The sequence below is a fragment of the Avibacterium paragallinarum genome (genome assembly GCF_900450705.1).
Classification (GTDB): domain Bacteria; phylum Pseudomonadota; class Gammaproteobacteria; order Enterobacterales; family Pasteurellaceae; genus Avibacterium; species Avibacterium paragallinarum.
In genome coordinates this window covers 116865-143791 of sequence record NZ_UGHK01000001.1, presented here as the reverse complement: position 1 = coordinate 143791, position 26927 = coordinate 116865, and the positions used below count along the sequence as shown (strand labels likewise).

At 41.5% G+C, this 26927-nt stretch carries 28 protein-coding genes and 4 pseudogenes; 6 read left to right on the top strand and 26 right to left on the bottom strand.

All coding sequences use genetic code 11. From position 1 onward, the window contains the following. Positions 1 to 53: 53 nt before the first annotated feature. From DXZ23_RS00915 to DXZ23_RS00900, 4 genes are all read right to left on the bottom strand, one after another. On the bottom strand, positions 54 to 1109 hold the full coding sequence (locus DXZ23_RS00915) for a phosphoethanolamine transferase (protein ID WP_021723777.1): 1056 nt from the start codon (positions 1107 to 1109) through the stop codon (positions 54 to 56). Between the two features lie 86 nt (positions 1110 to 1195). Continuing rightward, a complete protein-coding gene (locus tag DXZ23_RS00910) occupies positions 1196 to 1513 on the bottom strand; it encodes a hypothetical protein (protein WP_123797043.1) in 318 nt (105 codons plus the stop codon). A 388-nt stretch (positions 1514 to 1901) separates the two neighbouring features. Beyond that, positions 1902 to 3668, bottom strand: coding sequence for a cation:proton antiporter (locus DXZ23_RS00905; RefSeq protein WP_035695620.1), 1767 nt, complete (start codon positions 3666 to 3668; stop codon positions 1902 to 1904). Positions 3669 to 3778: 110 nt separating this feature from the next. Beyond that, complete coding sequence (locus DXZ23_RS00900; RefSeq protein ID WP_017806899.1) at positions 3779 to 5806, bottom strand: BCCT family transporter; 2028 nt, start codon at positions 5804 to 5806, stop codon at positions 3779 to 3781. Positions 5807 to 6311: 505 nt separating this feature from the next. Between DXZ23_RS00900 and tig the strand changes: the two genes are divergently transcribed. The 6 genes and pseudogenes from tig to DXZ23_RS00870 all read left to right on the top strand — a co-directional run bounded on the left by tig (position 6312) and on the right by DXZ23_RS00870 (position 10654). Further along, the gene (tig, locus tag DXZ23_RS00895; RefSeq protein ID WP_017806898.1) at positions 6312 to 7610 is read left to right on the top strand and encodes a trigger factor; all 1299 of its coding nucleotides are present in this window, start codon (positions 6312 to 6314) and stop codon (positions 7608 to 7610) included. A 118-nt stretch (positions 7611 to 7728) separates the two neighbouring features. Continuing rightward, the gene (gene clpP / locus DXZ23_RS00890) at positions 7729 to 8319 is read left to right on the top strand and encodes an ATP-dependent Clp endopeptidase proteolytic subunit ClpP (protein WP_017806897.1); all 591 of its coding nucleotides are present in this window, start codon (positions 7729 to 7731) and stop codon (positions 8317 to 8319) included. Positions 8320 to 8322: 3 nt separating this feature from the next. Then, a complete protein-coding gene (clpX, locus tag DXZ23_RS00885; RefSeq protein WP_017806896.1) occupies positions 8323 to 9573 on the top strand; it encodes an ATP-dependent protease ATP-binding subunit ClpX in 1251 nt (416 codons plus the stop codon). A gap of 221 nt (positions 9574 to 9794) precedes the next feature. Next, positions 9795 to 9938, top strand: a pseudogene (gene aspA / locus DXZ23_RS00880) (aspartate ammonia-lyase); the annotation flags it as partial. Between the two features lie 245 nt (positions 9939 to 10183). Next, on the top strand, positions 10184 to 10462 hold the full coding sequence (locus DXZ23_RS00875) for a hypothetical protein (RefSeq protein WP_017806894.1): 279 nt from the start codon (positions 10184 to 10186) through the stop codon (positions 10460 to 10462). 3 nt (positions 10463 to 10465) lie between these two features. Then, entirely contained in the window at positions 10466 to 10654 is a 189-nt protein-coding gene (locus tag DXZ23_RS00870) for a DUF6900 domain-containing protein (RefSeq protein ID WP_039088530.1), read from the top strand. Between the two features lie 20 nt (positions 10655 to 10674). On the opposite strand, the gene DXZ23_RS00865 is transcribed toward DXZ23_RS00870, so the two are convergent. The 22 genes and pseudogenes from DXZ23_RS00865 to DXZ23_RS00760 form a co-directional block, all read right to left on the bottom strand. Further along, positions 10675 to 11511, bottom strand: coding sequence for a hypothetical protein (locus DXZ23_RS00865; protein ID WP_035695578.1), 837 nt, complete (start codon positions 11509 to 11511; stop codon positions 10675 to 10677). Further along, entirely contained in the window at positions 11498 to 12256 is a 759-nt protein-coding gene (locus DXZ23_RS00860) for a class I SAM-dependent methyltransferase (RefSeq protein ID WP_021723659.1), read from the bottom strand. Before DXZ23_RS00860 ends, DXZ23_RS00865 begins: the two co-directional genes overlap by 14 nt. Before the next feature lie 58 nt (positions 12257 to 12314). Then, on the bottom strand, positions 12315 to 12425 hold the full coding sequence (locus DXZ23_RS00855) for a Com family DNA-binding transcriptional regulator (protein ID WP_082188684.1): 111 nt from the start codon (positions 12423 to 12425) through the stop codon (positions 12315 to 12317). A gap of 173 nt (positions 12426 to 12598) precedes the next feature. Next, positions 12599 to 12829 carry an Acb2/Tad1 domain-containing protein gene (locus tag DXZ23_RS00850; RefSeq protein WP_017807578.1) on the bottom strand — a complete coding sequence of 77 codons (231 nt, stop codon included), beginning with the start codon at positions 12827 to 12829 and terminating at the stop codon, positions 12599 to 12601. 7 nt (positions 12830 to 12836) lie between these two features. Further along, positions 12837 to 13335, bottom strand: a pseudogene (locus DXZ23_RS00845) (enoyl-CoA hydratase). After that, positions 13328 to 13924 carry a DUF4376 domain-containing protein gene (locus DXZ23_RS00840; RefSeq protein ID WP_035695579.1) on the bottom strand — a complete coding sequence of 199 codons (597 nt, stop codon included), beginning with the start codon at positions 13922 to 13924 and terminating at the stop codon, positions 13328 to 13330. The pseudogene DXZ23_RS00845 and the gene DXZ23_RS00840 overlap by 8 nt, the downstream one beginning before the upstream one ends. 9 nt (positions 13925 to 13933) lie before the next feature. Then, positions 13934 to 15736: a tail fiber protein gene (locus DXZ23_RS00835; protein ID WP_114995382.1), complete on the bottom strand. Its 1803-nt coding sequence runs from the start codon at positions 15734 to 15736 to the stop codon at positions 13934 to 13936. A 2-nt stretch (positions 15737 to 15738) separates the two neighbouring features. Next, the gene (locus tag DXZ23_RS00830) at positions 15739 to 16320 is read right to left on the bottom strand and encodes a putative phage tail protein (RefSeq protein WP_017806889.1); all 582 of its coding nucleotides are present in this window, start codon (positions 16318 to 16320) and stop codon (positions 15739 to 15741) included. After that, complete coding sequence (locus DXZ23_RS00825; protein WP_021724121.1) at positions 16308 to 17378, bottom strand: baseplate J/gp47 family protein; 1071 nt, start codon at positions 17376 to 17378, stop codon at positions 16308 to 16310. Before DXZ23_RS00825 ends, DXZ23_RS00830 begins: the two co-directional genes overlap by 13 nt. After that, the gene (locus DXZ23_RS00820; protein WP_017806887.1) at positions 17378 to 17767 is read right to left on the bottom strand and encodes a phage GP46 family protein; all 390 of its coding nucleotides are present in this window, start codon (positions 17765 to 17767) and stop codon (positions 17378 to 17380) included. Before DXZ23_RS00820 ends, DXZ23_RS00825 begins: the two co-directional genes overlap by 1 nt. A 7-nt stretch (positions 17768 to 17774) precedes the next feature. Beyond that, complete coding sequence (locus DXZ23_RS00815; protein WP_017806886.1) at positions 17775 to 18302, bottom strand: phage baseplate assembly protein V; 528 nt, start codon at positions 18300 to 18302, stop codon at positions 17775 to 17777. A 7-nt stretch (positions 18303 to 18309) separates the two neighbouring features. After that, complete coding sequence (locus tag DXZ23_RS00810) at positions 18310 to 18756, bottom strand: phage baseplate assembly protein (protein ID WP_017806885.1); 447 nt, start codon at positions 18754 to 18756, stop codon at positions 18310 to 18312. A 17-nt stretch (positions 18757 to 18773) separates the two neighbouring features. Next, entirely contained in the window at positions 18774 to 19496 is a 723-nt protein-coding gene (locus DXZ23_RS00805) for a phage baseplate assembly protein (RefSeq protein WP_017806884.1), read from the bottom strand. Beyond that, a complete protein-coding gene (locus DXZ23_RS00800) occupies positions 19493 to 20947 on the bottom strand; it encodes a DNA circularization protein (RefSeq protein WP_017806883.1) in 1455 nt (484 codons plus the stop codon). The genes DXZ23_RS00805 and DXZ23_RS00800 overlap by 4 nt, the downstream gene beginning before the upstream one ends. Next, positions 20947 to 22845 (bottom strand): tape measure protein, encoded by a 1899-nt coding sequence (locus tag DXZ23_RS00795; protein WP_017806882.1) that lies wholly within the window; start codon positions 22843 to 22845, stop codon positions 20947 to 20949. The genes DXZ23_RS00800 and DXZ23_RS00795 overlap by 1 nt, the downstream gene beginning before the upstream one ends. A 297-nt stretch (positions 22846 to 23142) precedes the next feature. After that, the gene (locus DXZ23_RS00790; RefSeq protein WP_017806881.1) at positions 23143 to 23505 is read right to left on the bottom strand and encodes a phage tail assembly protein; all 363 of its coding nucleotides are present in this window, start codon (positions 23503 to 23505) and stop codon (positions 23143 to 23145) included. Between the two features lie 10 nt (positions 23506 to 23515). Further along, a pseudogene (locus DXZ23_RS00785) lies at positions 23516 to 23861 on the bottom strand (phage tail tube protein). A gap of 11 nt (positions 23862 to 23872) precedes the next feature. Further along, positions 23873 to 25348, bottom strand: a pseudogene (locus tag DXZ23_RS16090) (phage tail sheath subtilisin-like domain-containing protein). Next, positions 25348 to 25524 carry a DUF2635 domain-containing protein gene (locus tag DXZ23_RS00775; RefSeq protein WP_103846605.1) on the bottom strand — a complete coding sequence of 59 codons (177 nt, stop codon included), beginning with the start codon at positions 25522 to 25524 and terminating at the stop codon, positions 25348 to 25350. Before DXZ23_RS00775 ends, DXZ23_RS16090 begins: the two are co-directional and overlap by 1 nt. Beyond that, complete coding sequence (locus tag DXZ23_RS00770; RefSeq protein WP_017806879.1) at positions 25521 to 26072, bottom strand: DUF1834 family protein; 552 nt, start codon at positions 26070 to 26072, stop codon at positions 25521 to 25523. Before DXZ23_RS00770 ends, DXZ23_RS00775 begins: the two co-directional genes overlap by 4 nt. Further along, positions 26072 to 26506 carry a gp436 family protein gene (locus DXZ23_RS00765; RefSeq protein WP_017806878.1) on the bottom strand — a complete coding sequence of 145 codons (435 nt, stop codon included), beginning with the start codon at positions 26504 to 26506 and terminating at the stop codon, positions 26072 to 26074. Before DXZ23_RS00765 ends, DXZ23_RS00770 begins: the two co-directional genes overlap by 1 nt. Further along, positions 26490 to 26864: an HI1506-related protein gene (locus tag DXZ23_RS00760; RefSeq protein WP_017806877.1), complete on the bottom strand. Its 375-nt coding sequence runs from the start codon at positions 26862 to 26864 to the stop codon at positions 26490 to 26492. The genes DXZ23_RS00765 and DXZ23_RS00760 overlap by 17 nt, the downstream gene beginning before the upstream one ends. Positions 26865 to 26927 lie beyond the last annotated feature (63 nt).

The window sequence follows — 26927 nt, the reverse complement described above, 5'->3', positions numbered from 1 at the left end:
AATAGTTCATTCATTGCCTATAAAAATTTTATAGGCAATGTATTCTTATCTTATTATGGTTTAATAGCCGGTTCATTCTTTAATAAATCAAACTCAACCCAGTTATTCCAATCGTAAACTTTTATGGGGTCTGTACTACCTTGCCAGAATGATGATTGTATTAAAGATTTATCAATTAAAGTGATACCAAGCCACTGACTAAATCCATATAAAAAATTTATCGCACTTTGTTTAATCGGAATAATTTGGTGCTCTTTAGCGTCGCTAGCCAAAATAAATAATGGTACTAAATAATTCTGTTTGGTCTCATTACCAACGGATAATGTTAGTTTCCCCAATCTACTTTTATTTTGTAAAGATAATCCATGATCAGAAAAATATAATAAAGAATATTTTTTGTTTTGTAATTTTAGTTCCTCTACAATATTTTCTAATAACCAATCAGTTTGTTTTATACTTTGTAAATAACAAGATAAGTTCTCATTTATATAGCTGAATTCTACTTTTTGCCATAATCTTTCGCAAAAAATAGGATGAGAGCCTATCAAATGTAATACAATTAATTTAGGTTTATTTGATGGTTCATTAATAATTTGTTTAAAATGTGGAAGCAATTCAGTATCAAATGTATTTTTGAATTTATAGTCTCCTTTCTTTGTAAAAAATGAAAAATCTGCTTGCCGTCCAACACGAGATGCCGCATTATCATATTCTCCAACCATCCCCTGATTAGAAAGCCAATATGTTTTAAACCCAGCATCCTTTGCTAAAGAAATAAGATTATTTTGAGCAATTATTTTATTATTCTTATCTAATTGATATAACGTACGAAGTAAAGAAGGCTGTGTATTTGGTGCTGCTGAGATATATCCGTGATAAAAAGTACCGTTAGATTTATCTAAAAATGGCGTTGTATTTAAAGGGAATCCATAAACAGATAAGTAATCTAATCTCATACTTTCCCCGATGACTAAAATATATAAAGGGTAATTGGGTATTACAGATTCTATCTTCCATGTAGAAGGCTGAGATTTTGCTTTTTCTAATAAAATTCGCTCTTGTTTATACTCTTTAATAAGAGCATAATTCTCAAGGAAGAAAGAGATCATAGGAAAATTCGAGTTTACTAATGAAAAAGGAAGATTATCAGAATAAATATATTTGATTGGACGATAAATTATTGAAAATATAAGGATTAGACAATAGAATATTGCTTGCTTGCAGTATACAAGATATAACAGCTAAAATATAAGTAACATATAGCTATTATATAAATATATAAAGGTATTTCTTTTAAATATTCTAATGCTTCATTAGCATTTGTTTCAAATAATGAAGCAATCATTCCTGAAGATACATCACCGTATAATATGACTTGTGGAAGGTAAGAAATGCTAATAAAGCTCCAAATTATAAATAGTATATAACTTCCTAAACGTAGATAATTAAACCCTAAACTAAAAAAAGCAACATAACCTAAAATGCTATACCATTTTAATGCAGTGCCAGTCATTAAAATTGCTAATATACCATGTAATCCTAAGATTAAAACTAGAAAATGCATTCTAATATAGTTGATTATTTTTATCATATTAAACCTATCAATAATAAAAATTTGTTATAGCCTAATTATCCGTATTTATATACCACATAATATTCTTACATAAAATCTAAAATTCTCAAGTCATTTTCTAGCTTCGTAAGTTTTAAATTTCAGGAATACTTTAGAAGATTGAATTTTCATTATAAGAAAAAATGTAAATAAGTTATTTATGTTATTTTTTCTAAGGGCTTGTTATCTAAATAAACTGATTATATTTTCCAATAAATTCACACCTTCATGTATAACCTAATTTTTTAGAGATATATTTTTAACTGCTATTTTTGATGGTTTCTGTGCTTTATTGCTCTGCCACCAATGCCACAATACGGCAATTTGTTGGTACGCTATTTTCCTCATTGATAATAGAAATAAAGCCTTTATCATCAATGGTATAGAGCGGGACAAATTGTTTATTGGTCGCTTTATAGTCTTGATAGGTATAGCTATCAGTGAGGTTGGTTACTTTAATTCGGGCATTTTTTGCTAGCATACTGGCGAGCTTCGCGTAGGTAACGTTTTTACCGAATAGCCAGTTGGAGCGGTAGTTATCTTGAATATCGTAACGCTCCGTTTGATTGCTATCATCACTGAAACGAATGCGGTAAATGTTATTTTTATCGAACTCGTGGCGGTAATGAATTTCTGACAAAGTGTTGAGTTCTTTATCTGTACTAATGGCAAACATATTACCTAATCCGATAAGATCCAAATGGCCATCTGCGTGAGTGGACACGGGGTTGCCGTAGTAAGTGCGAAGCCCGAGCATTCTGGCTTTTGCTACTTCGTTATAATGGCGGCTGGCAACCAGCACATCGACATTTTGTTCTTTCAGCGAGGTGGCGATCGCCAAGGCAACAGGGTTTGAGCCGATAATCAACACGCCTTTATACACCGCTTCTTGCACGTTCAACAATTTCGCAATGGCTTTCGCCCCCAAGCCTTGAATTAACACCGTGCCGATAATAATGGTAAACACCAATGGCACGAGCAATTCCACGCCTTGCAGTTGGGTGTTTTGCAATTTAATCGCGAACAGAGAAGAAATGGCTGCGGCGACAATTCCGCGCGGGCCAATCCAACTAATCATCAACTTTTCATTTAAGGTTAAACTTGAGCCAATAGACGAAAACCAAATAGCAAGTGGACGAGCGATAAACATCGCCACGAATAACAACAAAATTCCTGCCATTCCTACGCCGACCAAATGTGCTAAATTCACCCGTGCGGCAAGAATAATAAACAAGGTGGAAATCAGCAACACCGTGAGGGATTCTTTAAATTCCAAAATATGATCTTTGGGGAAACCTTTCCAGTTTGCCAATGCCACGCCCAGCACGGTAACGGTTAATAGCCCTGATTCGTGAGCAAGGTGGTTGGAGGCGGTGAACAGTAACAAAATGTAAGCCAGTACAAAGACGTTGCGTAAATATTCAGGGATCATATGGCGTTTGATTAAATTCGCCAGCACCCAAGCACCCACTAAACCAATGACACCCGCCACACCGATGATTTTAGCGAACGTGCCGATTTCACTGGCTTGCCCGCCTGAAATGATGTATTCATACACCAATACCACGGCGATCGCCCCGATGGGGTCAATGATAATGCCTTCCCATTTAAGAATATTGGCGATATTGCTGTTGGGGCGAACGCTCCGCAACAATGGCACAATCACCGTTGGGCCCGTTACGCACACCAATGTACCGAACAGCAAGGCGATGCGCCAATCCACATCAAACAGAAAATAAGTGGCAACAGAAATCACGCTGACGGTGATGAGCATTCCGAGTGAAACCAAGAGCTGCACCACCTTGCCGTGTTGTTTTATTTCGTCAAATTCGAGGGTTAATGCCCCCTCAAAGAGAATGACAGCAACGCCAAGGGAAATAAAAGGAAAGAGCAAATCGCCCAAAATGGCATCAGGGTTGAACAAATTCAACACGGGGCCGACTACAATGCCGATCAGCAATAAAAATAAAATTGAGGGCTGTTTTAAATACCAAGCCAGCCATTGTGCCACAATACCCAAGCCAACAATGGCAGATAAGATAAATGCGGTATCCATAAAGTTCTCCATAAACATCAAAAGCGAGAAAAGCTCGCGTAAAAAGTGCGGTGCAAAATTCTATCATTTTTTTGACCGCACTTTGTTTTTATTCGTTGCTATCGCTTAAATTATTCCGCCAGCTCCGTTTGCTCGTGCGACATTAGCTCTTGCCCCACGTCTTCTAGCAAGCTGAGATAGCGTTCATATTGACGCAAAATATCGGCGATGAGTTCGTTACGTGTCATATATTGCACATCATAGCCCGTACGACCGTCAGCGAAGTAAGTCATCGGCTGGTAAGTGACGGAATGCTGAATATGCGGGAGATTTTCATCATCAACCAACTGCGAGGCAATTTCGTGGCTTACGGATTTCACTCCATACATAAAATCACGCATTGATTCTTTCTTGATGATAAGCTCCACATTTGGTTCGTCAGAATCCAAGGCTTGCGCCACCTCCACGTTCAAATTATGCACATTAACCAATTCTTGACGCAACTCACGCATCGCAGGCAAAGCAGTGCGGTTAAGGAATTTTAAAATATCCTTTTCTTGCGTTTGATTAAGCATTTGCCCCAAACGCTCTCGCCATTTTTCCCCCGTCCATAACAGGCTGGTTGGGGTAACTTTGGCGGCGAAATATTTTTGATCCGCGTTCAAGCCTTTCCATAAACTTACGCACATCACTAACATCAACATTGCAAAGGGAAGTGCGACCAATAAAGTCATTGTTTGAAGCGTGCCTAAACCGCCCTCACGCATTAACACGATAGCCAGCACCATCATCACCGCACCCCACATTATGGCTTGCCAACGCGGTGCGGAGAGGCTTTTATCCCGTGATGCCATATTATTTAACACATAAATGCCCGAGTCCGCGGAGGTGATGAAAAATAAAGAAATAATCACCAACGCCATTGTGCCCGTTAATGCGGAAAGCGGAAGATAATCTAAGAATTTAAATAACAATTTTTCTGGTGCGGAGGTGAACGCGTGCAATGCCCCCTCTGCCACGTTTAGCTCTAACCAAATCGCACTGTTGCCAAACACGGTGAACCACAAGACGCAGAATAAACTTGGCACGGCTAGCACGCCGAAAATAAATTCGCGAATGGTGCGTCCGCGGGAAATACGCACGATAAACAAGCCCACAAATGGCGCCCACGAACACCACCACGCCCAATAAAGCACCGTCCAGCCCGTAAACCACGAGGTGTTTTCCGTTTCATAGGCATAGGTTTTAAAACTTAGGCGTACTAAATTGCTCAAATAAATGCCAATGTTATCGCTAAATGTGGTGAGCAAATATAGGGTTGGGCCTGCGATTAAAATAAACAACATTAAAGCGAGGGCTAAGCCGAGATTGATTTCGCTGAGTAATTTCACCCCTTTGCCCACCCCTGAAATGGCGGAAAATACCGCAATGGACATCACCACAACGATAATCACCGTTTGCAAGCCGAAACTATTTTCAGCCACCACGCCAAGCTGAGTTAGCCCTGCACCGAGCTGTGCCGCACCAAATCCTAAGGTAGTGATAATCCCGAAAAGGGTCGCCACTAACGCCATAATATCAATCACATCGCCTACTTTACCGTTAATGCGATCTTTCAATAAAGGATAAAAGCAAGAACGCAACGCCAACGGCAATTTATAGCGGAAGCCAAAATAAGCGAGTGCTAAGGCGATCACCCCATACACTGCCCAAGCGTGAATGCCCCAGTGGAAAAAGGTGTGCAACAAGGCTTCTTGCTGTTTATGTTCGGGCGATCCTGTGGTGATGGCGGAAAAATAATGGGTGAGCGGTTCTGCTACGCCGAAGAACATCAACCCAACCCCCATTCCAGCGGCAAACAACATCGCTAGCCAAGAAAGGAAAGAAAATTCAGGTTCTTCTTCATTCGTTCCGAGCTTAATATTACCCAAGCTACTGACCGACAACTCGAATAAGAAACAAAGGAAAACGGAAAAAGCTAAAATATAAAACCAGCTAAAATTAGCAAACACCCCCGCTTTCGCCCAATCTAAAAGTGCGGTGGTTTTTTCTGGCAAAATTAACGTTGCAACGAGCAACAAAATAACCAGTAATAAAGTTGCCCCAATCACAAAGGGGTTAAATGAGGATTTTTGCTGGATAAAATTTGAAAAAGACAAAATAAGGTTCTCCTCTAGGTTTTATGATTTATTAAGGGTTGTGTATTATGGCTGAGAGCTATACTTTAAACTTCTTAGTTTCTCCTACTCTCAAAATTTTGTTAGCATAAAATGGATAAAATAGCTTAAAAATAAAAATTAAATATATAAAATAGTTGCTATTTTAGCATAAAAATCTAAATTTTGCCAGAAAAGGGATTTTTGACATTTTTATCAATAAGATAAAAGATAGCAATTCATCAATTTATTACACTCTCCAGTGTATCAAAGCATCGTCAGGATCGATTTTCCTTGTATTTAAAATTAAATACATTATCTTTTCTAAATTATCATTCTTATAGAATGAAGTTTTTAGGTTAAAAAATGCCCAATTGTATTTTTTTATTTCTCAATATCTCGACGGGCGAGTGTTGTATCGCTATAATCTGATGTCTTTTAACTTTTTATTTACTAACGTGTTCGGTGTTAGTGTTCGCCGAGTGCAAATTCATTTTGAGGTAACATAATGTCATTTAATATTGAAACAACTCAAGGTCTTGAGCGTCGTGTAACTCTCACCGTTCCAGCTGAAACCGTAGAACAAGCGGTGCGTGAAGAATTAAAACGTGTAGCAAAAAATGCACGCGTAGATGGTTTCCGTAAAGGTAAAGTGCCACCACATATCATTGAAAAACGCTTTGGTGCGTCTGTGCGTCAAGATGTGTTAGGTGATCTATTACAAAAACACTTCTTCAACGTGCTTGTTGAAAGCAAAGTGAATCTAGCGGGTCGCCCAACATTTAACGTTGAGCAATTTGAAGCGGGTAAAGATCTTGTTTTCACCGCAACCTTTGAAGTGTATCCAGAAGTGGAATTAAAAGGTTTAGATCAAATCAAAGTTGAAAAACCTGTTGTTGAAATCAGCGAAGCAGACATTGACAAAATGGTTGATGTGTTACGCAAACAACAAGCAACTTGGGAAGAAACTCAAGAGCCAGCAAAAGCTGATGATCGTGTAACTATTGACTTCGTTGGAAGTGTTGATGGCGAAGAATTTGAAGGCGGCAAAGCCACTGATTTCGTATTAGCAATGGGGCAAGGCAGAATGATCCCTGGCTTTGAAGAAGGCATTGTTGGACATAAAGCAGGTGAGCAGTTTGATATTGGTGTAACCTTCCCAGAAGAATACCACGCTGAGAACTTAAAAGGTAAAGCCGCGAAATTTGCCATTACCTTGAAAAAAGTGGAAGTAATGGTATTGCCTGAATTAACCGACGAGTTTGTGGCGAAATTTGGTCCAAACACTAAAACCGTAGCAGATTTACGTGCAGAAATTGCTAAAAATATGCAACGTGAATTGAAAAATGCTTTAACGGCACGCGTTAAAAATCAAGTTATCGAAGGTTTAATTGAACAAAACCCAATTGATGTCCCAGCTGCAGCAGTTGAACAAGAAATTGATGTGTTACGCCAACAAGCGGCACAACGTTTTGGTGGCAACCAACAACAAGCGTCACAATTACCTCGCGAATTATTTGAAGAGCAAGCAAAACGTCGCGTTCAAGTTGGCTTATTACTCGCAGAAGTGATTGCTTCAAATGAATTAAAAGTGGATGAAGATCGCGTAAACGCAATGATTGACGAAATTGCGTCAGCTTATGAGCAGCCAGCAGAAGTGGTGGAATATTATAAAAATAACAAAGAGTTAATGAATAATATTCGCAATGCAGTGTTAGAGGAACAAGCCGTTGATGCGGTCTTAGCGAAAGCACAAGTGAGTGAAAAAGCGGCTTCATTTGATGAAGTGATGAATCCACAAGCATAATTTCGGATTTTATTACCCTTTTAAAGTGCGGTCGTTTTTTTTAAGCGAAAAATGACCGCACTTTTATTATTTGATTTCCTGATAGCACGCCTATCGGAAAAGATTAATGGAGATTTCTATGGCTTTAATCCCTATGGTCGTTGAACAGACTGCAAGAGGCGAGCGTTCATATGACATTTATTCACGTTTATTGAAAGAGCGTGTGATTTTTTTAAGTGGGCAAGTTGAAGACAATATGGCGAATTTGATCGTCGCACAACTGCTTTTTTTAGAATCGGAAAATCCAGACAAAGATATTAGTATTTACATTAACTCTCCGGGCGGCTCGGTAACCGCGGGAATGGCGATTTATGACACAATGCAATTCATTAAGCCTGATGTGAGAACCCTTTGTATTGGACAGGCTTGTTCAATGGGAGCATTTTTACTCGCGGGTGGCACACCGGGCAAACGTGCGGCATTACCAAATGCACGGGTGATGATTCACCAACCACTAGGGGGATTCCGTGGGCAGGCTTCCGATATTCAAATTCACGCCCAAGAAATCTTAAAAATTAAGCAGACATTGAATGAAAAATTGGCATTCCACACAGGGCAGCCTTTAGCAAAAATTGAAAACGATACTGATCGCGACAATTTTATGTCTGCCGAAGAAGCCAAAGCTTACGGCTTAATTGACGAAGTCCTAATTAAAAGAGAAACGGAATAAATTATGACAACAGAACAACAACTCCATTGCTCTATTTGCGGTAATGACCGTAGCCAAGTAAAAAAACTTATTTCTGGCGTAGAAGGTGCAATTTGTAATGAATGTATTGAACGTTGCCATAATTTTTTAGTTGAAGCGGAGCAGCAAACAGCGGAAACTCAGGAAGAAAGTGAGCAACAAACAGAACAGGTGGCATTACCTACGCCTCATCAAATTCGCGCGCATTTAGATGATTATGTCATTGGGCAAAACTATGCCAAAAAAGTGCTTGCCGTTGCGGTGTATAATCATTACAAACGCCAACAGGCGGGCTATAAGGCTGACGATGTGGAACTAGGCAAAAGTAATATTTTGCTCATTGGTCCAACGGGAAGCGGAAAAACCCTATTGGCAGAAACCCTAGCTAGAATGCTGAATGTGCCTTTTGCAATGGCTGATGCAACCACACTCACCGAAGCGGGTTATGTTGGTGAAGATGTAGAAAATGTGCTACAAAAACTTTTGCAAAATTGCGATTATGACGTGGAAAAAGCAGAAAAAGGCATTATTTACATTGATGAAATTGACAAAATTACGCGGAAATCAGAGAACCCATCTATTACCCGTGATGTATCAGGCGAGGGTGTTCAGCAAGCCTTACTTAAATTAGTAGAGGGAACGATTGCGTCAATCCCACCACAAGGTGGACGCAAACACCCACAACAAGAGATGTTACGCCTTGATACATCAAAAATTCTCTTTATCTGCGGCGGAGCTTTCGCGGGGTTAGATAGAATCATTGAAAAACGCGTACATGTAGGTAGTGGTATCGGCTTTGGAGCAGAAGTGAAAGGAGAATCAGATAAAGCTACCTTGACGGAACTATTTGCCCAAGTTGAACCTGATGATTTAATGAAATTTGGTTTAATCCCTGAATTTATTGGGCGTTTACCCGTGATAGCACCATTAGCCGATCTTGATGAAGAAGCCTTAATCCAAATTCTGACCGAACCGAAAAATGCACTTACTAAGCAATATCAAGTGCTATTCAACCTTGAAAATGTGAAGTTAGAATTTACCCACGCTGCCCTCGTGGCAATGGCAAAACAGGCGTTGGAAAGAAAAACGGGGGCGAGGGGATTGCGTTCTATCGTAGAGGGATTGTTGCTTGATACGATGTACGATCTTCCTTCATTGAAAAATGTCGAGAAGGTAATCATTGAAGAGAGTACGGTAACAAAAAACCAAGCTCCACAGATAATATATAAATCGTAAAATTTTTACTATTTGTTTCAAAACTAGAACAGCTATTAATAGATAGGTGTTCTAGTTTAATTAGCGAGATATCATCTTCCTTCCATTACACACAAAAAATCTAATTCTAACGATAAATTAATATCTTATATACATTTTTAACAATGTGATCTACTTCAAGTTTTTCCCTAAATTAAATATCTATAATAGAGTCATATTTAACAAAATATAAGGAACTAATTATGACAAATGTACGCATTGAAGTTGATTTACTTGGTAAACGAGAAGTACCTAATGATGCTTATTGGGGAATACACACACTAAGAGCGATGGAAAATTTTAATATTTCAACTCATACTATTTCCGATGTTCCTGAGTTTATCCGTTGAAGCCGTCCGCGAAAAATGAGAAAAGCATCCACATAACTTGAGAAAAAAATTTCCCACGTTATGTGGATTTTTTATGATATTTAAACACTATTTAAACTGCTTTTAAACGATGCTGAAATAGACCTCCATACCTCCCCAGCTACATTGTTAGCCAGTCAGCTTAATTACCCGCTTATTTCCCCTTTACTCCTCGTCCCCAACGAGCAATGATGCCCCCAACATAAAACAACAGGGACATAAAAATGAAATTTAATACACGAGAATTTATTCAACACTTAACCACCAGACTTGAAAACCATCACGGCTTTAAAAATGGGGAATTTGTGCAAGGGAAACGCCGCTTTCAAGTCCGTCAAGATAGTTATCAAAATGAGCCAACAATTTATTTACTTTATATGCCACAAGGCACGCTGGTTGAACACTCTGAACATTGTCGCCAACGCGTTTCAATCGAGACTAACTTTGACATTGTCGCCCAGCAAATCGCTGACAAAATCGCAAACATTTTAAGAGGGAAATAAGCAATGAAAAAACCAACTGAAAAAGCTATTAACAACGTATTAGAAACCATTGCAAAAGAGGTGGGGGATATTGAAACATTAGAGACCCGAATGAGCGACCATTTAGATTTTTATGATATGGGCGTATGGAATATCAAACGCCTTATGCGTGCGGCTTATGAGGCAGGCTATAAGGCGGGCGTTGAAAAATAGGGGCGTTAGCCCCTTAATTTTTAGAATTTAAACACCAAATTATCCTCATAGCTAACCTGATAGTTTAACGATGTTTGAAGGACTATCCGCTCAGCTCCATCAAAGGCTTGCCAGTTATCCTTTTTCGCCTGCACCATATACGCAATAAACCGCACAAACTCTGACTTAGTGGAGCTAAAAAACACATAAGGCGGTCGTGTTCGGTCAATAAGCTGCAAGAAATCAATCAAATCAAAATAATTTGCCATTTTATAGCTGTTTTGCTTGGTGCAAAGATAAGGCGAGTCTAACACAAACAGGGCTTTAGGGTTGTCGGCAAACTTAGGCAGAAGCTGTTGAAATGGCTCGCTGACTATCTCAAGCCCATCAAGGTAATCCTCTGCACTAGGATAATCAGCCAGCTTTATTCCATTCCAAAATGTCTTGCTAAATAGCTCCTCAAATGAGCTGACTTGTTGCCCACTGAAAAGCAACCAACTTGCAATGGTGTTGAGGTCTTTAAATCCCTTAAAATCATTGATTTTATTGATGATTTCTTGCTTTTTATTGTTATCTAATCGCTTGTTTTTGGGTACAATATCGCCAACAATTTGAAGCAGTTCAGCTCGTAAACGATTTGTATCGCTTATGTGTTTTAACCTGTCGGCATAGCCATCAAAATCATTATAAATCACCCGTGCTTTGGACTTGATACGCTTTGCCACATGGCTTAATAAACCACTTCCTCCAAAAGCATCGACAATCGTCCACCCCTCCCCATCATCAGAAATATGCTCATTTAAAACCTGTTTAAAGGCATTTAAAAACAGCCGTTTTTGCCCGACAAACGGCAACGGTGCTTGATTAAAATGACGCATCGTTACCCCCTAATACCTCAATAATACGACGATAAATATCGTGGATAAGCGGCAACGGAATGGCTGAACGGGCGTTATAACTGTGTAAACAGTCAAACATCGTTTTGCCCGAAATATAATGCTGATAACGCAAATTTAGCGGAATATTGCTTTTAAACTTAGTCGCCTTTTTGCAGGGCCAGCCATAATTCCCATAATAGGTAGGGTTCGCATAAGGAAGAGGAAAGGCTAAAATCTCATCAAGATAGTGCCAAAGGCGGCTCGCATAAGGGTTTTCAATCACATAAATTTTCGGCTGATACCGTTTAATAATCTCAATGGTGTTATAAATGCAAAGCTCACCATTAATTCGATTTAAAAAAGAGGTCTCATAACGATAACGTCGCTTTTTAACCGCTGCCGCGTCAAAATCTTTGCGACGACGAATAGCAAAGCGTGTATTTCCCTGCCATTGCCAACAGACATTCCCGCCCTTAATAGAGTTGGCAACGGAAAAACTCTCACAAGGCGGACTGGCTAAAATGACATCGGGTTTAGGGAGGCTATCTAGCTTATTAAACAGGGTTTTATCACCAAACAACCGCCCAAAATCCGCTAAATTCAGCGGTAGAAAATGCCGATTTTTACGCTCAATATCAATGCCGATAGGATAGATTTTAATATTGCGAAATGCTTTTGCTGCTTGGGTATAGCAGCCGTTGCCGCTATCAAATAACGCCCAAACAATGATTTTCTTGTTTGCCATAATTTATCCTTAAATTATGGCGTTCTGACGCTCAAGGCATTCGGACACTCTGAGTTGTTTAACGAGTAGGTTTAAATGTGTTTAAGGTTTTACACCGCACACATTTAATTTCTAAATATTGATTATCTTTTGTGCGTGCAAGGAGCTTTTTACAGCACTTGCACCGCATTTCTTGCAAATCTTTTTGCATAGACTTTCTCACTTTACGCGGTTTTGTTACAATCCGTCCGTCTGGTCAGACAAAGCGGTCTCGGGTCTATGCAGGTGCTATCTGCTTAGGCTGATGTGGTAGAGGTCAGAGCCTACCACATCGCCGCTTCTTTATGTTTACTTGTTACATTCTCAATCTTTGTAAGTAATCGCTTTTACACTCCACATTTGAGCGGTTTGTGCTTCAGTGATTGCCACGCTGGCTAAACGCTTAACCTCTAGTATATTTGTTGAGTTACGTAACTCATTAAGTTGATCAATGATATCCGCATAAAGCCGTTTGCACTTTGTCACTTCATCGTTATTATCAGGATTAAAAGTTAATCCTACTGCTTTTTGTCCAAATGTTAGATTTCCTTTCATCTACAATTTACTCCTTATGTTTTAATTTAAAAATTGCCGCTAAATGATTTGGACTAAACCGCCAGCCCTCATCACCGCCATTAATCGCATTTGCACACCACTCACTGCAAAAAAAATTTGTCGCGTGCTTGCGGGGTAAATAACACAATCCCTAACGCCCCTAACCAGTCGTATTTTTTATCTTTAGTTTGCCAAAAATATCCCTTAACTTTAGCCTCATCGACCCCATAAAGCGGAATTAAATCCCACTTGCCGTTATCAAGGTCAATCTGCTTGCAACGCACCCCACCATCTCGGATTGATGAGCTGTAACAGTCGTAAACAATCTCGTGGTCATAATGATGACCACTTAGCCACTCACGCCGAGCAACGGCAATCTCACAATGGGAGTATTGGCCTTTAGTGAGCTTACGAGTGAGCCAGTCACCTAATTTGGCTTTAAGCACGGCAAAACCTTTGCCACTGCGGTTGCCTTTATAGAGAGCTAAATAAACTCGATTATCCATGATAAACCTCCTGCCAGCCTGTGCTGTAGTCATAATCTAACGGGTTATCCACCGCCAACATCGCCAAGCGGTGCTTTTCAGCGTTGTCAAAATTGGCTTGCTCTTGTTGCATTAGCGTTAATGCTAGCTGGTCTAATAATGCCTCATTCATCAATACAAAACTGTTATCCATTGTTTTCCATTGCGTTTCAGGAAAACTGGGTAATGTCCGCATAAAGGTATATTGTTGGCGACTTACCTCATCGGTGTGAAACCATTTATTCACACTCGCAACATACACCCCACTATGCGTGCGACGATAACGTTCTTCTTTAATTTTTTTCCATACTTCGGCTTGTTGTGCAGCTAACCAAGCGGCTTTTTGCTCCTCATCCATCACCCATTTTCCCCCTTGCAATCTGTGATAAGGGCTTGGCTGGGGCTCAATCAAAACGGGATAGCCCCGCTCATCGGGGATAATCTGTTTTCCCTCACTTTGCCCGATAAGTAAAGTGCGGTAGGTTTCTTCGCTAATTTCTACTGAACCCTCGGGGATAACATGTATCCCCGCTAGGAAAAAACCTTGTGTGAGTCTGTTAAAAAAATACATTGTTCCCCCTTAATAACCTATTGCTAAAAACATCGTGTCATTTCGCTGGCTGACTACCTCAAAACCACTATTATCCATCTGTCCACGGCTTTGTACGGTACTTGTGTAGCTCCACATCTTAGTAAACTCTGTGAGTCCAATAAAAAATACTTGATTAGGAAAGGTTATTGGAAATGTTACTCGCCGTTGTGTGGTTGCTTCCCACCCTGCTCTAAACTTACCCCATTGAATAATTAATCCATTGGGCAATTTGCTCCAGCCATTTTCTGTAAACTGTTGGCTAAAAAGATTGTTAAGGTATTGCTCTACGCTTCGTTCAAAATCCGTTATTTCACTCACCCTATGCGTATGTAACACGTCCGCTTTTTTTGCCTTCACTTCTTGAATATCTTGTGCCAATCTACTTGCATCAAGTTGCCCAGCATTAGCAATCTCTCCAAACGCCTTAATCCAAAACTGCACCCCATCGAGCGTGTTTTGTGCTTTAATGCAGAGTTTGAGAACAAGGGATTTCGGGCGCGTTTCTTCCGCAGTTCGCGTATCTTTCTCTGTCCTATCCTTCGTAGAAGCAAGGTAGGTTTTTGCCCTTGCCCCATCGGCGACCGCCACGTTGTTCGCCTGCACCCTGCCTTTTTGTGCGGGCTTAAACGCACCCGGCACTACATTGGTGGTATCACTATCATGAATGACGATAGTGATACCTTTCTCGGCTTGATAATCGCCCCCGGCTTCGGTAGGAATATAGTGAAAGTGGTCTTGAAGGGCGTCTTGTTGCACCTCACCCACCGCAAGCAATGCTCCCGCGTTACGAATAAAGCGGTCTTTCGCTTTCGGCACGGCGGAAAGGCTGCCATATTTCGCCACAAGATGGCGATACAGTTCGGGATAAGCCTGTTCGCTAACTTGCTCTTCAATGTCATCAAAGGCAATCCAGCCTTCGGGGATATTGTCGGTGGCAAAATAGGCGGTCATTCCCACATCAGAGCGACGCAGGTCGGGCAATGTGTTCACCCCTAAGGCTTGATAAAGGGCGGGATAAGTTGTTCTCCCAAAGGTTGAGCCGTCACAGCGTAAAAATCCGTGCGGATTTTGTACCGCACTTGGAAACGCAACAACAGAGCCAACAGGCACCCCATCACCGCCCACCTCTTTCCACGCACTCCAAGACGTGCCGTTAAAATAACGGGTTTGAACCTTGCTCTCATTGGCTTTACGGGCAATTTGTCGGATAGCATTATTTTGCCCGCCGCTAATCACCTCAATATGCCACTCACCTGCACTCGGTAAATTTTGCCCGCTGGCAAAATAATAATTGCCGTCAATCTTGCAATCATTGGCATCACCGGTGGATGTCCCCACCTTAAAATCACCAATCCCATAGCCCGCTAAGGTTGTGGCAGGGGATTGTTTGCTTTCAGCCAAATGGTAAGCCCTTTCGGCTTTATCAAACGCCGTTTTCACCGCCAACGCACTTGCCCCAAACACACTTGATGCCATATTGATGCTGTCGGTAAGCCGCAATATCCCTGCAACCGTGCCACTTGCTGCTGGCAAGTTACCTATTTCATTACGTGCCAAAGTACGTATCGCCAAGGTGAGTTGATTAAGTTGCGTTTTATCTGGTGTAATACCTGCATCAGTTAAAATATTCAGAAGCTCTGCTTGCATGATATTAAACCAATCCGCACCAGGATAAGTAGGGGCTACACCATTTCCCCCTTCTGTAAACCATTGTGGTTCATTGGGTGCTTTTTTCTGGGCTTTTACAGGTGGCATTACCGCCACACCAGACTCATTATCAAGTGCATACATAATTAATCCTCATAGATAAAAATCATTTCTAAGTGGGAATAACAAAAACGCTTTAAAAAACATTCAATTTTTGAGCGTTCAATCATAGTGAGTTCGTTTGTTATATCGTCTAAGCACGTCATATTTCTGACGTTTCGACTAGTGGTATAAATAAACACACGCCACGCATTTTCTTGGGGATATAACGGATAACGGCAATCTCGCAAACAATGATGTGGGTAATAAGTAATAACGCGGATTTGATAGCCATTTTGAGCTGCAACCTCCTCAAGATAATGTTTATTAAACGATCCAATTTCATTATCTTTTGCGACCAATGCGGTTCGACGTGCCTCAATGGTATTAATTTCACTGCATTCAGGAAGTCCTAAAAAGGCTTCCCACTCATCTAAAAGTAAAAACGCATTACCTAATATCCGTTCTTTAACGAGCTGATGAGCAAGTTCATTGGCTTGACTAAGCTGTTCTGCCCGGATGCTAAGTATTTTTGCAAAATTACTGTCTGGATGACGAGTCCAAGCCAGCCCTACAGGTAATAGCTTTAATCCCGCGTCAAGATATTGTTCGGTGCTTATGCCTGCCATTGGATTTCCCCTAATACCAAAATCTCATCAGGAGCAAGCTGAATGTCTGACTGTACAGACAATAGGCTGTTATCAATTTCGGTTACTACATTTGAAATACAGGCTCGCAAATGAGAGAGATAGAGTAAGCCTCCTGGTGGTAATCCGCGAAAAAGAGAAACTAAGGCAGATTTCACCGCACTTTGCACAGCATCAGTATTTGGCATCAAGCGAATCGTTAAATCCAAACGCCTAACTTTTGGTGCAAAGACAAAGAGCTCCACATTGGCAGGCATACCTTCCCACAATCCTGTGACGCTGTTTTTATGTCCGCTAATATAGTTTTTCACCCGCTCACAATCTTGTGAGGTAGGTAAAATATCGGCTTGCTCATCAAGCACAATCGCCACGCCAACTGTGCCACCGCCATAATAACGCGGGAAACACCAAGCCCGTGTAATCCCTGAAACTTCTAAAGCCCAGCGGACATAATCATGCGATGCTCCTCCTGCTGGAGGATATTGCACACGCTGGATTAAGCGACTTAACAGACTTGATAACGATTCCAGATCTGCTCCACCGCTCATCTGTATAATGGTTGCTTTTGGTTTAACGTTTAAAATCGCATTAGTGAGGCTAACTTGCGTATTGACAGCAACATTACCTTGATTACCAACTGCTTCACATTGCACAGCAATCTCTGCCGTCCCCGCGTCAATTTGTTGCGTGGCTGTGGCAATAAAGCTCAACTCAGTACGACTATCACGCCATGTTGTTCCTTTTGGTATTTCAGCAGCATCTACAGCTTCAATACGGATAATGCCTGTTGCTGCTATAGCAGGTTTGCGGAAAACCCCTTTATACATGCAATAATCAAGCAAATAATCCTCATCGGCTGTGGTAGGGATGATTTGCTTAGCCAACCAATCAAGATGTTTATGCTCTCCAGCACTAAGGGCGGCATTAACGCGATTTAATACGGAAATTACCGAATGGCGTTTAAGATCAGGAAAACGGCTTAAAAACTGTTGTTCGCCTTGTTGGATAAGTTGTGATAATGTCGGGGATTGATAAGGCATTAAAGACTCCAAGTGCTGTAAAATGTACGTTGCTCTGTTGTTCCATTGGGCAAAGTAATTACAACGGTTAATAACAGCACGCCATCGTTAGGATTAGTGGCGATCACCTCAAGGGCGGTAGCCTGTTTATCTTGCACCAACCATTGTAAGGCTTGTGCATCATCTAATACGGTGTTGAGTTGCTTAGAGCGGGTAAGTGTCCAAAGGCGAGAACCTAATTCATCTTGCCCAAATGTATTACCCCACCAACCACGTTGCTTATCGACACGCATATCAGTAAAAAGGCTAATAATGATAGAGGTCGTCAGGGTATCATCAAGCAATAATGCGTCATCAAGGGCAACTAAATCTCCTTCGCCATTTTTCCACATTATGCTTAAATCGCTCATAAATCCTCTATACTGGTTTCCCCACCCCCACTACATGGTCGTGATTTGCACCACTTTTACCGTTGGAGATGTGATCTTCTGCTGTTGATTTTCCAAGAATAACAACATCACCTGAAAATTGCGTTTGTGGAGTTTCAAACTTCACTTGTTCTTCCGCATCAATCACAAATTTTTTGCATGTAAGAATGGCCTCTCCATTTTCGGTTAAGAGTAAGCGATGCCCTTCGGCATGATATAAAACTGAATCACCCACTTTTAGATTAGTTGGACGCACGCTTTTATCCTCAACCGCAATAGCAATGAGATGCGAGCGTTTACCGCCTACAGATAACACTATGGCTTCACCGCCAAAAGGCACACTGGAATGTCCGTAATTTTGAAAACGTTCCACCTCATCAATCACCTCATCAGCTTGCAGACGTAATTGCAGATTTTGACGGGCAAAAGAGTCTGTTACAATAGAAACCACACCACGTGCTATCAGGGATTTTAAATTGCGTTTAAGTGGGGCTAAAAGACGATTTAAACCTTGCATAATGTATTTATTCCTGTTTAAAGTCAGTAAATTCTTTCACATTGTCTTTATTTGATTTTTTCGCTGTTTTACTTTTTTTCTGTACTTCATCTAAGGCTTGCGGTGGCTCATTAAAGGCATCACGATGCATTAAGGTTAAAATTGTGCGAGTACCACTACTATCATCAAGAATAAAATTTACCTCAATAATTAAACGCTCCGCCCGCTCAAATCCCAATTCAAGTGCAGTAAGAGAAACCACTTCATTGGGTAACCAAAGTGAGCCATCTGGCTTTTGCCAACCTTGCACAGTAACCGTTTCTTTTTTGGCTTCCGCTTTATTGCGTTTAAGCTCCCACATACCTCGTTGATAGCCCGTTGAGCCTGTCATGTTATCATCAGCAATAATTACCATTGGGCGATAGCGTGTAATTTCCTGATCGCTGACTTCCACTTTTAAACCACTCGCTGTCATTGTTTATTCTCCTTGTCCTACACATAAATATCGGGATCTTCAGGAGCTGAGGTTTTCCCTTTCCCCCCTTTTTCGCCACCTTGCTCCGCATCACCAATAACCCGATAAAGGGAAAAACGGTTTGCCCAACTGTCAGTGGTTTCAAGTTCTAAAATATTTTGTCCTAAGATCAATTCGCCTTTTAATTCTGTACTTGGCTCAGTAAAGACTAAATTTCCCTCTACATCAGAGGTGACTAATATCCCTTTATGGCGAGCTAATTTGGTTAAGGTATCAAACACCGTCTCACCTGGCTCAACTTGCCATACTTTGATCACATCATTAGCTTTAGAGGTTAATACCTCCCACACCACATTGATATTAAATGGCTGGCAAAGCACTTGAGCTATTTGTTTTACCGTCTGATTGCGGAAATGGTAGCTGTGATGAATAACCGAACAATCCACTAAATCCGCTGTTTTATCTCGTCCAGTAATACGAATGTCTTTATTTGTACCGCTAATATTTTGTGTCAGATCATCTAAATACCCCGTGATCACAGTTTGCCCATTCATTTTTAAAACCAGACTACCGCCAACTTGTAAGGCACTAACATCATCTTCAGGGCGTACGGCTATCCCCAACTCAAAATGTCCACTCATTGCTTCCAGCGAGCGGGTGACAGAAAGGGATTTCCAGCCTGAAAAAATCAGACCGTTAAGATAAAGTTCAATTTGGGGTTGGGTTAAAGATGTTGTCATAATAAAACTTCAATCTCCTTGCCACCCACACAAAATAACGGATGACGAATATGGTTACGTAAACTTAATTTCTCCCAGCCTCTCGCATTGCCATTAGTATTAAATTCAACCACAAGGGCGGGTTGTGTATCATTAAGCGTTATTGTTTGACTATGAGCCAATAATTCACCGCGTGTGCGTAAATCACTCAAAAGAGCGAGGCGATATTGCTCTAAAGCATCATAGCTTTGCCACTGCTCATTATCAGCTAGGGCAAAGACTAAGGTTTCTAATCGCTCATTTATTTCGTTCATATAACGTTGTACATCTCCTTTGCTTTCGATCGCATTAGGGATAATGCCTTCGGTGATTTTTATATTACGCATTTGGCTTGATAAACTCACCTCACGCATAATGGCATTGCCATACTCCATTACAAGGCTAGCTTGTATAAGACGTAAGAAAATAAACTGGGTCTTTGCTTGTAACAGGGCAACCATATTTTGCTTTGATTGTCCACGAAAAGTCCGAGCAAGAGCCAAACTTAACGGCTGGTGTTGTAATTGGCTTTGTGCAAGTCTTGACACATCAGATGTCTGTAATTCACCATAGTGGTGGTGTAGTTTGTTCTGTTGTGTCTGTACACTATTAATCATCGTATCAAGCCATACAAAAACACGTTTGCTTTCCACCGCACTTTGCTTTTTGTTATCTATGTTTTGGCTAACGGTTAAATTGCCATATTGTGTTTGGGGGCGATAACGCCCTGATTGATAAACGCCTATTTGTGTGCTGAAATTAACTAAGGCTTGTAATTCTTTTGCTAGTAATTTTGGTGTACGGATTAAAACACCAATTTGGTTTTTAACGCTTATTAAACGGTTTTTAAATTCCATGCCAGCCCCAACAAGCATATAGCCTCCATCAAAAACTGTTTCGATTAAGCCGACAAACGCATCAACAAGCTCAAAGATAGGGGCGGTTAGTTCGTCTAAAAAAGCTAATGCCTCTTCAATCATCTCTGCAAATTCATCTGCTAATGCATTAAGTGCATCAGCATACTGACTTAATGCTCCCAAAAGCGTATCCTTTTTTGCTAAGGGAGCAATGTCGTTGATAGCCGGGATAAACGTAATTTCAAAGCGAGCAATACGTTGCTCGGAGGTGGAGTAACTGGTTTTATAATCTTCGACCCGCACTGTTTTTGTGCCAAAATAAGGGTGTTTTAATTCCCCTTCATCGGGTTTTTCTAAGGCTTCAATCAGCTTTTCTGCTTGTTTAATATAGTCATCACCAATGACTAAACAGCTCACATGGTAATTGCGTAATCGCAAGCCTAAATCTTCAGTTAATCCATCATCACGTAGTGGATATTCAAACTGCACTAAACGACGACCGCCAGAAATATCCTGTTGCTCTTCGATTAAAAAAGGGATGCCGCGAAAGCTTCCCTTGCCACTTTTCCTACGCATTATGCCCCTCCGTATAATCCTTGTCCGCTATTACCCATTAACACACTGAGTCCTAATGAGCTATTGGCTTGATTGGTATTTAAGTTCGATTTAGCCACACTGGTCACCAACCCTTCACTGGCTTTAACTTTCACCTCAATAAGACCATTCAATTTAGTGTCAATTGGATTAATGCTAGCGAGTTTCTCACCCACTTCACCACTGACAAAATGACCGACCGCTTGCCCCACATTTTGCACCGCACTTGAGAGTTTTTCAGCAGGCGGTTGTGTGGGTTTATCTTCTATTACCTCGCCCACTTTTTCACCAAGCCAGCCACCAATAGTTTCGCCTAAAAATCCGCCAATTGCTGCCCCAACAACGGGAATAGGAATCAATGCTTGTCCAATAAATGCCCCAGCGGTAGCTCCTGCAATAGAGCCAATTGATTCGCTTTTTTCTTTAGTTGAGGCTTCATCATCTAATAAAACGGCGGCCCCTTGTGCAATGGCTAAGCCCGTATTAACCAAAGGCAAGGCTTTTCCCACTGTTTTACCAATAGCAGTGGTGGCGGATTTAGTAATACTTGCGGTAGATTTTGCGACATTAAGACTCGTGTTTTTCATCGCACTGGTTGCCTGTTTTACGCCATTGGCTAACTTCTGCCCCGTTGGGAAGACCTTCGGCTTAGGCATTGCGTTATTTGATGGCGTATTAACCTTTTTCATTTGTTTTTGCGGGCTAATAGATCTATTTGGTCGACTATTTTTTCTTTGATTGCGTCGATTACGACGTTTCTTTCCACCGCCAAAGCCACCCATATCGGGCATATTTACCACATAAACCGATTGTACCCCTTCCGCTCCAGCTACGGCATTTGCTGCAAAGTTCGCCACATTGCCACGACCTAATAAGGTTTTGCCAGCCGCCCAAAGGGTTGAACCTGCACCATAAGTGCCTTTGCCAAATCCATACATCCCTTTACCCAATCCAAATCCAAGGCGTGCAATCTTGTTTGCACCATAAAGTGCGGCAGCAAATTTGGCAATATTTCCATATCCCCCAGCTTTTTCAGATAGCCAGCTCATTACTGACCCAATACTTTCCAAAACAGGTTTCACTTCTTTTGCCATTGATTTCAGATCATTTAAGCCAGTAATCAGCGTCTCGCTAACCGTTTTCGCAAACTCATCTAGCGTACCATCTTCCATGTTTTCATTAAGCCAAGTGATTAAATTTCCGAGTTCTTTTTTTAACGCATCAAACGCTCCATGCTCCATAAAGCGTGCTTGCATTGCAGTCCAAGTATCGCCAAGATTAGAGGCTAAGCCGTCCCAGGTTTTCATCTGCTCTTTGGCAGAGCCTGCAGCATCTTTTCCCATCGCTCGCAAAAGGGCTTTAATAGCACGGCGTCCTAACTTGCCTTCTTGCAACATTTTCTGCATTTGTTCGGCTGTGTATTTTCCGCCTGTTTCTTGGGCTAATAATTCAAAGACTTTAACGTTACGCTCAAGCAATGGATTGATTTCCTCCATTGAGAGCTTGCCCTTGATAAATCCCTTAGATATAGCAGAAATATAGCCATCAAGGTTTGCCGCATCACCGCCCACTTTCGCGTTGTAGTCCACTAAGGCTTGTAATGAGCCGTTCATTGGATCAATTCCCGCTGTTTGCAAACGCATCATGGCATTTTGTACATCGCCAAATGCCATTGGTGTATTAGTCGCAAAGTCTTTTAACCACGCTGTGGCTTCATCACCTCGCTCACCGAAAGTTTGCTTCATACGGATACCAGCCATCTCAAAATCTGCCGCTGTACGCAGTAAAGATTTACCAACGGTGGTTGCACCCGCTACCGCACCAATACCTAATACAGGGATAGTGATATTGCCAATGCCATTAATACGGTTAGAAACCATACCAATACTTTTGCCTAAACCTTTAAACTGGCTAGCGGTGCTTTTAATCCTTGATGAGAGCTTGGCTAAACTGGCGGTAGATTGGTTGGAAAATTGTGAGACATCTCGTCCAAAGCGGTTAGCCTGTTGCGAAATATTACCCGCTAAATTGATATAAAATGACGTAGAGTTGGTTGCCATAAAAGCCTCTAATCGGTGTTGATATAACTAATTAAACGGGGCAGAGTAAGAATAGGTTGAGAAAGCACCCACTCTGGGGTGCATTGATAATGTTTCGCAAGCAACAGACAAGCTTTCTCAAATGTCCTTATCTGTTGCTTCCAAGCGCCCCCGCTGATCTAACGCCTGTGTTGATTTTGCAATTTCTTGTGCGGATAGCATCGCATTAATGATGTCTAAATCTTCACGATGCAAACTGCCCAATTGTTTTAACGAGAGTGGTCCATTAATCTTGCCTACGCGTTTAATTTGGCGACGAACAAGTTCGTAATTAAACAACACCGAACTGACCACAAGAACAGGGTTGCCTTGTCCATCCATTAGCAAACGTTCTGCTGCACATTCAGCCTCAATGAGATCGCCAGTGTTTAAATCTCGGGTTTCCACGTCTAATTGAGGCTCATCACCAAACATTAAGCCATGTTTTAAGCTAAATTCCATATTGATTTCCTCAAGCTCGTTTACATTCCACTGCAGCGAATTTCACCGCAATCTCGCCTTTGCTAGAAAGGGTTACTGCATCAACCACCCACGCATTGGCGAGTAAATAGGTTTGCCCTACGTCGGTTTCAAATTCCACTGTCGCATTTGTCCAGCTTTTAATTTCTAACACATCAATCTGAGCCTTGTTAAACATTTTGCACTCTACCGTCGCTTCTGTTGGGGTTTCTATAGCCGTAAACTCTCGCACCTTTAACGGTTTCGCGGGTAAATCCACCCACATCAAGCGTAGCGTCTTCACCTGTAGGGTATTCCGCACCATTGACACGGATACGAGCAATGCCGTGATATTTCATATCTTTTACTCCTATAAACGATATTGAATAGCATGTGCATAGATGCGGAATTGATTAACCAAATCCTCACCGGATAACACATTTAGACGACAACGGTTATTTTGATCACGTTCAACAATAAGTGTTTTCTTAAACGCTTCAAAATTTTCCACTAATGCCACATATTCCAGTTCCGTAAAAAGAGCTAAAAGCTCATTACGGATCACATTTGGGGTTACCACTTTTTGACCTAGTGCAACACGAATGCCATCATCAGCCAATTTATAGCGAGGGAACTTACTGGTAATACGATTGCGAATGGCATAGCGGAGATAACTTAATGTCGCAATGGTCTCAATATACAAATAGCTTTCGTCCATCTCACCAAAACTGTTTTTACGATACATCGTAATTGCCGTTTCAATCTGGGGCTGACTGTTAGCATTCACGGTGTAAGTGCTTAGCCCACTATAAAGCAAGGTATTGCGTGCGGCCAAATCCCAACGATCCGACATCGTAGGAGGGAGCAAATCCATCACTAACGTCTGCACAGGGCGAGCAGGATCGATAGAAAGAGAATTAGCTGCTACCGCACAATATGCCGTCGCCCATTCATAAGCAGGTTGAGGGGTCGCATTGGTTGCCATTACGCTAAATAAATGGTCATTTCGATGCTCGGCAAAGGTAGTCACTTGAGCATGTGTGCCACCTTTCGCCATAAAACAAATTCCGTCAATTTGTTGTAATGGTCCCCAGCGTTTAACCAATTCTGTACGCAATGCATTTAAACTTTCAGTGTCTGTAAATGGCTGATGAGATAGTTCCACCATTCCGCCCCAAATCCTGTAATTGCTGTTGTCATATCAGGATTGACTGAGCCACCTGCCATTTTCGTGATTTCCGCCGAAATCCCCGCTGGATAAGTCTCGCCTGAATAATAGTTCGTGCGAATATCAATTTCATTTCCACACTCACCTTTAAAGCGGCAAGTTAAATTAATCGAATCCTCTGCACTACTATCTACTTCAGCACTCACGACAATATCTTGGTTTAATGCAATAAGCTTTTGCAGTTTTTTAGCTAATACTGCGGCAGTATCTCCGATATTAACCGATTGTTTAAAGTTTACCCCCCCCCGCGATCATCACATTTAGCACACCTGCTTGTGTTGCTGTGCCAGTGAGTTTGATTTTACCTGTCGCTTTCGATCCGGCACTATTTTCATCAAGGGGTAATACCCATAAATCAAGGGTAGTATTGTGTTGTTTAAATACCTCAACCATTCGTGCTAGTTGCGAACCACGCCCGAATAATTGTTTTGCTTGCGACACATTGAGTACACGCACCGCCTGACCAGCAACGGCAGAGCCTGAAGCCAATTTAGTGCCAAGCATTAACACCTTATGCAAAATAGCTGGCGTGCCTGATGTGGCTTGCGTGTTATCAAATTCGATGTAGGCAAGCGGCACACGAATTGCATTAGGAATTTCATTGTAAGAAATCGCCATTATTTTTCTCCTCTGCTACGAGATTTTGTTTCGACGAGTTCAACATCGCCATTTTTTAAATGATTAAGCCAATAACTGGTGCGTGGCTTTTCCTCGCCGTTTTCCGCTAATACCTCAAAGGTTTCTGGATCACGAATAATCAGCCCTTTACAGGGTTTAATTTTGAACATTTCTATTCTCCTTGTTTGGGTAGAGCAATCGTAAGTTGGGTTTTATCATCAATGTATTTTTCATCTTGCGATTGATTAAATTGGTGATGATAAGTAATAAAGTCATCAAGTGAGCTATCATCAAACTCTGTAGGCAACGGTTGCACCGCATTAAAATACATTCCATAGACTGCAACACCCATACCACTTTGCGTGTCTGACCATAAATTTTGCACTGATTGCAATTCAAACAGTCCGCTTGGCTCTATTTGGCTTTTATCAATCCCCGCTGTGAGCATTTCAACCACTTGATAAATGCCTACGCTGTCTTTACGCCTACCATTAAGCACATCACATACTACAAAAATGCCCCAACGAGCCGTCACCGTATAAGGGCGAGGGTTTGGCACTTGCCCTAGCCATGCCACATACACCGCAGGGGGATTGCGAACAATGCGGCGAATACTTGCTTCGTCCCACTGACCCGGATGCTCGGCAATTTCTTTTAAATAATCACCACAAAGCTCACGCACTCTGGCGATTAAGGCGTTAGAGGTTTCGGCAATCACACTCATCAAATAAACCCTCGCGATTTTCCCCTTGCCCACACCGAACCTGCCGACTCAATGATAGCCACATTCTCGCTTTCGACGGTCTCCCCGTTTTCAGCGATACCCAGTGAGATGGTTCCCGCTGCCACTTTTTCCAAAAAACGTATGCTGTCTTCGTAGTCCTTGCGAGCTTGGTCGGTGGCACGATTACGCTCTAAAAAGTAACGAGCGATATAGCAACAATGGCGTTCAAGCACAGCAGGCACCTGTGAAAGGGGCAGGGTGTAGCGTCCACCTAAATAGCTATTGATGGTATCACTCGCATCGAAAAGGGCTTCTTCGGCTTTTGCGACATCAAGCTCACGATCTTCACCGCAAGCAAGTTGAGTGATTTCTTCCCGCCCATAGCGTTTAATCAAACTGTCTAAGGTGGCGTACATCTTATTTACCACGCCCATTGGCTAAGGCGGCTTCAAGCAAGGCAACAAGTTCCTCTTTCTTGCTTGAGGCTTTAAATTCAATAGCCAATTCGCTCAATTTGGTTTTCAGTTGTTCCACCGTTAAATTGGCTGGAACCAACTGATTGTCCATTTCCGATTGGGTTTTGTTATCCTCACCGTTTCCAGATAGCCCTTTTGGATGACCTCCTTCACGGGTTTCCAATACCACGGATAAGCGTGGATCCGCGTGAAGTGCATCCAATTGCGACTGCGTGAGGGTGTGCTGTTCAAAGCGGTTATCGCCCTTCGCCAATGCCAGACCAGCACGGCGATAGCCTTCTTTAATGCGATTTTTGACAATAATAATGTCTGACATTGCATCGTTTTCCTATTGGTTTAAATTGGGTTTAAACAGAATTTAAAGTGCGGTGCGTTTTGA

Excerpts from the sequence above, each read along its gene's own strand:
- DXZ23_RS00850 (WP_017807578.1), bottom strand. The coding sequence starts at position 12,829 with ATGAAAGGAAATCTAACATTTGGACAAAAAGCAGTAGGATTAACTTTT.
- DXZ23_RS00770 (WP_017806879.1), bottom strand. The coding sequence starts at position 26,072 with ATGAGTGTGATTGCCGAAACCTCTAACGCCTTAATCGCCAGAGTGCGT.
- DXZ23_RS00800 (WP_017806883.1), bottom strand. The coding sequence starts at position 20,947 with ATGCGTAGGAAAAGTGGCAAGGGAAGCTTTCGCGGCATCCCTTTTTTA.
- clpP (WP_017806897.1), top strand. The coding sequence starts at position 7,729 with ATGGCTTTAATCCCTATGGTCGTTGAACAGACTGCAAGAGGCGAGCGT.
- clpX (WP_017806896.1), top strand. The coding sequence starts at position 8,323 with ATGACAACAGAACAACAACTCCATTGCTCTATTTGCGGTAATGACCGT.
- DXZ23_RS00820 (WP_017806887.1), bottom strand. The coding sequence starts at position 17,767 with ATGAGCGATTTAAGCATAATGTGGAAAAATGGCGAAGGAGATTTAGTT.
- DXZ23_RS00840 (WP_035695579.1), bottom strand. The coding sequence starts at position 13,924 with ATGTATTTTTTTAACAGACTCACACAAGGTTTTTTCCTAGCGGGGATA.
- DXZ23_RS00830 (WP_017806889.1), bottom strand. The coding sequence starts at position 16,320 with ATGGCAGGCATAAGCACCGAACAATATCTTGACGCGGGATTAAAGCTA.
- DXZ23_RS00865 (WP_035695578.1), bottom strand. The coding sequence starts at position 11,511 with ATGCGTCATTTTAATCAAGCACCGTTGCCGTTTGTCGGGCAAAAACGG.
- DXZ23_RS00835 (WP_114995382.1), bottom strand. The coding sequence starts at position 15,736 with ATGTATGCACTTGATAATGAGTCTGGTGTGGCGGTAATGCCACCTGTA.
- DXZ23_RS00795 (WP_017806882.1), bottom strand. The coding sequence starts at position 22,845 with ATGGTTTCTAACCGTATTAATGGCATTGGCAATATCACTATCCCTGTA.
- tig (WP_017806898.1), top strand. The coding sequence starts at position 6,312 with ATGTCATTTAATATTGAAACAACTCAAGGTCTTGAGCGTCGTGTAACT.
- DXZ23_RS00805 (WP_017806884.1), bottom strand. The coding sequence starts at position 19,496 with ATGACAACATCTTTAACCCAACCCCAAATTGAACTTTATCTTAACGGT.
- DXZ23_RS00910 (WP_123797043.1), bottom strand. The coding sequence starts at position 1,513 with ATGACTGGCACTGCATTAAAATGGTATAGCATTTTAGGTTATGTTGCT.
- DXZ23_RS00790 (WP_017806881.1), bottom strand. The coding sequence starts at position 23,505 with ATGGAATTTAGCTTAAAACATGGCTTAATGTTTGGTGATGAGCCTCAA.
- DXZ23_RS00855 (WP_082188684.1), bottom strand. The coding sequence starts at position 12,425 with ATGCGGTGCAAGTGCTGTAAAAAGCTCCTTGCACGCACAAAAGATAAT.
- DXZ23_RS00815 (WP_017806886.1), bottom strand. The coding sequence starts at position 18,302 with ATGCAAGGTTTAAATCGTCTTTTAGCCCCACTTAAACGCAATTTAAAA.
- DXZ23_RS00810 (WP_017806885.1), bottom strand. The coding sequence starts at position 18,756 with ATGACAGCGAGTGGTTTAAAAGTGGAAGTCAGCGATCAGGAAATTACA.
- DXZ23_RS00870 (WP_039088530.1), top strand. The coding sequence starts at position 10,466 with ATGAAAAAACCAACTGAAAAAGCTATTAACAACGTATTAGAAACCATT.
- DXZ23_RS00915 (WP_021723777.1), bottom strand. The coding sequence starts at position 1,109 with ATGATCTCTTTCTTCCTTGAGAATTATGCTCTTATTAAAGAGTATAAA.
- DXZ23_RS00825 (WP_021724121.1), bottom strand. The coding sequence starts at position 17,378 with ATGCCTTATCAATCCCCGACATTATCACAACTTATCCAACAAGGCGAA.
- DXZ23_RS00860 (WP_021723659.1), bottom strand. The coding sequence starts at position 12,256 with ATGGCAAACAAGAAAATCATTGTTTGGGCGTTATTTGATAGCGGCAAC.
- DXZ23_RS00905 (WP_035695620.1), bottom strand. The coding sequence starts at position 3,668 with ATGGATACCGCATTTATCTTATCTGCCATTGTTGGCTTGGGTATTGTG.
- DXZ23_RS00875 (WP_017806894.1), top strand. The coding sequence starts at position 10,184 with ATGAAATTTAATACACGAGAATTTATTCAACACTTAACCACCAGACTT.
- DXZ23_RS00765 (WP_017806878.1), bottom strand. The coding sequence starts at position 26,506 with ATGGGCGTGGTAAATAAGATGTACGCCACCTTAGACAGTTTGATTAAA.
- DXZ23_RS00760 (WP_017806877.1), bottom strand. The coding sequence starts at position 26,864 with ATGTCAGACATTATTATTGTCAAAAATCGCATTAAAGAAGGCTATCGC.